The 4,944-nt window shown below is 64.8% G+C and carries 4 protein-coding genes; 3 read left to right on the forward strand and 1 reads right to left on the reverse strand.

What is annotated here, in order from left to right; all coding sequences use genetic code 11:
* Positions 1–65: 65 nt before the first annotated feature.
* Complete coding sequence (locus QMX96_RS26435; protein ID WP_043862189.1) at positions 66–470, reverse strand: YkgJ family cysteine cluster protein; 405 nt, start codon at positions 468–470, stop codon at positions 66–68.
* Positions 471–670: 200 nt separating this feature from the next.
* Here QMX96_RS26435 and QMX96_RS26440 point away from each other — a divergent pair, with 200 nt between their 5' ends.
* From QMX96_RS26440 to QMX96_RS26450, 3 genes are all read left to right on the forward strand, one after another.
* A complete protein-coding gene (locus QMX96_RS26440) occupies positions 671–3,121 on the forward strand; it encodes a glycogen/starch/alpha-glucan phosphorylase (RefSeq protein WP_058541651.1) in 2,451 nt (816 codons plus the stop codon).
* 141 nt (positions 3,122–3,262) lie between these two features.
* Positions 3,263–4,273: a class 1 fructose-bisphosphatase gene (locus QMX96_RS26445; protein WP_043862187.1), complete on the forward strand. Its 1,011-nt coding sequence runs from the start codon at positions 3,263–3,265 to the stop codon at positions 4,271–4,273.
* 3 nt (positions 4,274–4,276) lie between these two features.
* Positions 4,277–4,873: a DUF924 family protein gene (locus QMX96_RS26450; RefSeq protein WP_043862186.1), complete on the forward strand. Its 597-nt coding sequence runs from the start codon at positions 4,277–4,279 to the stop codon at positions 4,871–4,873.
* Positions 4,874–4,944: the final 71 nt, after the last annotated feature.

A 4,944-nucleotide genomic window follows, 5' to 3' on the forward strand; every position in this document is an offset into this window, starting at 1 on the left:
GGTCAAGCCCGCTCCCACAGGTAAATGCACAACCTTGTGGGAGCGGGCTTGACCCGCGATGCTTTTCAGCGGGCCACGGGCTTTGGCTTGTACGCGCAGTACCCCGGCCGCGGGCCGATCCTTGGGTGGTTGCGGCAGGTGTCGGGGCGCTTGTCGTAAATGGTGCAGAACCGCGTCTTGCGGTCCAGGTACAGGCAATCGTCGTTGCTCATGCGCTGCAAGGTGAAGATCCCGGACTTCTGGTTGAAGCGCTCGACGATCCCATCCTTCTGCAGGCGCTTGGCGATGTTCTTGGGCGGCTCGCCCCGTTCGAATTCGTCCACCACGCCAATGCGGATCAGATCCGTGAGCTTGACCTCCACCGGCAAGGTGCAGCAACTGGACATGCAGCCCCCGCACATGTGGCTGGAATACCTCTGCCAGGTATCCAGGCGGTCGAGTTCGGCGGCGGCAATCAGGGTCGGTTTCATCAGGTTCGGTTTTTCAGATGGTCGGGTGGGCGCGCGATCATACCGGAGTTGGTCAAAATGTGAACAACCATTTGCCGGGTTCGTGCCAACCCGGTACCGCTTTTGCACAGAAACAAACGAACCCGCGCTACCGCGCCCGGTCGAACCGTCTAGGCTGAGAAATCCCCATCCGCATTCGTCAACTTGCCCGAGGACGTCGTATGTCTCAGGAACCACTCGCACGTGACGCACAGGTGGCTGCCTTTCGCACCGCTGTACTGGAAAAACTGACCTATGCCGTCGGCAAGGACCCCGAGCACGCCTTCGACCACGACTGGTTCGAGGCCATTGCCCTGGCCGCCCGCGACCACATGGTCGACCACTGGATGGACCACACGCGGCAGATCTACCGCAAGAGCCAGAAGCGCGTCTATTACCTCTCCCTCGAATTTCTCATCGGCCGCCTGCTGTACGACAGCCTGAGCAACCTCGGCCTGCTGGACATCGCCCGTGAAGCAATGACCGGGCTGGACGTGGACCTGGAGCGCATCCGCCTGCTCGAACCCGACGCGGCGCTGGGCAACGGCGGCCTCGGGCGCCTGGCGGCGTGCTTCATGGAGAGCATGTCGACCCTGGGCATTGCCGCCCACGGCTACGGTATCCGCTATGAGCACGGGCTGTTTCGCCAGGCCGTGGTCGACGGCTGGCAGCAGGAGCAGACCGAAAACTGGCTGGATTTCGGCAACCCCTGGGAGTTCGAGCGTGCCGAGGTGATCTACCCGATCAGTTTCGGCGGCAGCGTCGAGACCCGGCACGACGAATCCGGCCAGCCGCGCCAGGTGTGGTGGCCGGCCGAAACGGTGCGCGCGGTGGCCTACGACACGCCCGTGGTGGGCTGGCGTGGTGCCAGCGTCAATACCCTGCGCCTGTGGCGCGCACGGGCCCTGGAAGAGCTGCACCTGGAGCGTTTCAATGCCGGCGACCACCTGGGCGCGGTAGCCGAAGTGGCCCGCGCCGAGAGCATCTCGCGGGTACTGTACCCGGCCGACAGCACCGAGGCCGGCCAGGAGCTGCGCCTGCGCCAGGAGTACTTCTTCGTCTCGGCCTCGCTGCAGGACCTGCTGCGCCGCCACCTGAACATGAACCCCACGCTGCTCAACCTGCACGAAAAGGCCGCCATCCAGCTCAACGACACCCACCCCTCGATTGCCGTGGCCGAGCTGATGCGCCTGCTGGTGGACCAGCACGAACTGCCGTGGGACACCGCCTGGCAGCTCACCGTCGACACCCTGGCCTACACCAACCACACCCTGCTGCCCGAGGCGCTGGAAACCTGGTCGGTGGGGCTGATGGAGCGCATGCTGCCGCGCCACATGCAGATCATCTACCTGATCAACGCCTTTCATATCGACGCGCTGCGGGCCAAGGGCATCCATGACTTCGACGTGCTGCGCGCGGTGTCGCTGATCGAGGAGGACAACGGCCGGCGGGTGCGCATGGGCAACCTGGCGTTCCTCGGGTCGCACAGCGTCAACGGCGTGTCGGGGCTGCACACCAAGCTGATGCGCAGCACCGTGTTCGCCGAACTGCACAAGCTCTACCCCGAGCGGATCAACAACAAGACCAACGGCATCACCTTCCGCCGCTGGCTGTACCAGGCCAACCCGCCGCTCACCCGCATGCTGGTGGAGGCGCTGGGGCCCGAGGTGCTGGACGACCCCGAGAAGCACCTGCGGCGCCTCGAACCGTTCGCCGACAAGCCGGCGTTTCGCAAGGCCTTCGCCCAGCAGCGCCTGCACAGCAAGAAGGCCCTGGCCAACCTGATCCAGGAGCGCCTGGGCATCACGGTCGACCCCGAGGCGATGTTCGATGTGCAGGTCAAGCGCATCCACGAATACAAGCGCCAGCTGCTCAACCTGCTGCATACCGTGGCGCTGTACCAGGCGATCCGCGCCGAGCCGGGCACGCACTGGGCGCCGCGGGTGAAGATCTTCGCCGGCAAGGCCGCCGCCAGCTATCACCAGGCCAAGCTGATCATCAAGCTGGCCAACGACATCGCCAGGGTGGTCAACAACGACCCGACCGTGCGCGGGCTGCTCAAGGTGGTGTTCCTGCCCAACTACAACGTGAGCCTGGCCGAGAGCATCATCCCGGCGGCGGACCTGTCCGAGCAGATCTCCACCGCCGGCTACGAGGCCTCGGGCACCAGCAACATGAAGTTCGGCCTCAATGGCGCGCTGACCATCGGCACCCTGGACGGCGCCAACGTCGAGATGTGCGAGCAGGTGGGGGCCGAGCACATGTTCATCTTCGGCCTGACCTCCCAGCAGGTGGAGGCGCGCAAGCGCAGCGGCGATTTCGGTGCCAGCTCCGCCATCGGCGCCTCGTACCGGCTCAACGACGTGCTCCAGGCGATCCGCGGCGGGGTGTTCTCGCCGGACGACCCGGCGCGCTACGTGGGGCTGATCGATTCACTGGTGCCGTACGACCGCTTCCTGGTGTGCGCCGACTTCGATGCCTACTGGGAGGCCCAGCGCCGCGTCGAGGAGCTGTGGCACGACCCCCAGCAGTGGTGGCGCTCGGCCGTGCTCAATACCGCGCGCATGGGCTGGTTCTCGTCGGACCGCACCATTCGCGAATACGCCGGGGAGATCTGGAACGCGCTGGAGTAGGCGCCTGGCATCGGGCCCGGGGGCGTGAACCTTCGGCCCGATGTGTCGTCTGATCGGGCGAGCATGTCCTATTGCTCGCTAGCGCTTCACTCTCCCTGTAAACTGCGTGGGTTTTTTCTACCCCATCCTCCGGAGCCTTACATGTCCCGCGTTACCCTGAGTCGCTATCTGATTGAGCAGACCCGCAGCAACAGCACCCCTGCCGATCTGCGCTTCCTTATCGAAGTGGTGGCGCGTGCGTGCAAGGAAATCAGCCACAACGTGTCCAAGGGCGCCCTTGGCGGCGTGCTGGGCAGCATGGGCACTGAAAACGTGCAGGGCGAAGTCCAGAAGAAACTGGACGTGATTTCCAACGACATCCTGCTCGAAGCCAACGAGTGGGGCGGCCACCTGGCCGGCATGGCGTCCGAAGAGATGGACAATGCCTACCAGATCCCGGGCAAGTACCCCAAGGGTGCCTACCTGCTGGTATTCGACCCGCTGGACGGTTCGTCGAACATCGACGTCAACGTCTCGGTCGGCACCATCTTCTCGGTACTGCGCTGCCCCAACGAGTACCTGAGCCAGAACGAAAGCCTCAACGAACAGGCCTTCCTGCAGCCGGGCACCAAGCAGGTGGCCGCCGGTTACGCGATCTACGGCCCGCAGACCATGCTGATCCTGACCCTGGGCAACGGCGTCAAGGGCTTCACCCTGGACCGCGAGCTGGGCAGTTTCGTGCTGACCCACGAGAACATTCAGGTGCCGGAAACCACCGCCGAGTTCGCCATCAACATGTCCAACCAGCGCCACTGGGAAGCCCCGGTGACCCGCTATGTGGGCGAACTGCTGGCTGGCGAGACCGGCCCGCTGAAAAAGAACTACAACATGCGCTGGATCGCCTCGATGGTTGCCGACGTGCACCGCATCCTGACCCGTGGCGGCCTGTTCATGTACCCGCGCGATGCGCGCGAGCCATCCAAGCCGGGCAAGCTGCGCCTGATGTACGAAGCCAACCCGATGTCGTTCATCATCGAACAGGCCGGCGGTGCTTCCACCGACGGTCGCCAGCGCATCCTCGACATCCAGCCCGAGAGCCTGCACCAGCGTGTGGCGGTGTTCCTGGGTTCGAAGCAGGAAGTCGAGCGCGTCACCGGTTATCACCAGGAGTAAATCATGCTCGCACCTTGGCAGCCGTTGCTGGAGTGGTGGTTCGGCTGGGGCACCAGCCCCCAGGCCGTGGCTGACGAGAAGAGTACGCTGTGGTTCGGCAAGCACCACGACGACGAGGCGCGCGAGCGCTTCGGCGAGCTGGCCGCGCAGGCGCTGGCCGGCGAGCTGGACGAATGGCTGGCAAGCCCCCAGGGCTGGCTGGGCCTGGTGCTGCTGCTGGACCAGCTGCCCCGCATGATCCACCGCGACACGCAGCACGCCTTCGATGGCGACCGGCGTGCGCAGGTGCTGGTGATGCAGGGCCTGGACAAGGCCTGGGACTACCAGCTGCTGCCGATCCAGCGGGTGTTCATCCTGCTGGTACTGGAGCATGCCGAGGTGCTGGACTGGCAGAACATCAGCATCGAGCGCTATCAGTTGCTGCTGGATGCGCAGCCGGACAGTGACCGGCGCCTGTTCGAAGGTTTCCTGGACTATGCCGAGCAGCACCAGCGGGTGATTGCGCGGTTTGGCCGCTTCCCGCACCGCAACCTGGTGCTGGGGCGCCCGAGCACCGATGAAGAGATGGACTTTCTGCTGGAGCCGGGCTCGCGGTTCTGAGCTGAACCCAATCGCGGGTCAAGCCCGCTCCCACTAGGACTATCGCTGTCCTTGTGGGAGCGGGCTTGACC

It is taken from the genome of Pseudomonas sp. PS01300 (genome assembly GCF_029960155.1).
In the GTDB taxonomy this organism is placed as follows: domain Bacteria; phylum Pseudomonadota; class Gammaproteobacteria; order Pseudomonadales; family Pseudomonadaceae; genus Aquipseudomonas; species Aquipseudomonas palmensis.

Bases quoted from the DNA above. Each gene is read 5' to 3' on its own strand.
- QMX96_RS26450 (WP_043862186.1), top strand. From the start codon at position 4,277: ATGCTCGCACCTTGGCAGCCGTTGCTGGAGTGGTGGTTCGGCTGGGGC.
- QMX96_RS26440 (WP_058541651.1), top strand. From the start codon at position 671: ATGTCTCAGGAACCACTCGCACGTGACGCACAGGTGGCTGCCTTTCGC.
- QMX96_RS26445 (WP_043862187.1), top strand. From the start codon at position 3,263: ATGTCCCGCGTTACCCTGAGTCGCTATCTGATTGAGCAGACCCGCAGC.
- QMX96_RS26435 (WP_043862189.1), bottom strand. From the start codon at position 470: ATGAAACCGACCCTGATTGCCGCCGCCGAACTCGACCGCCTGGATACC.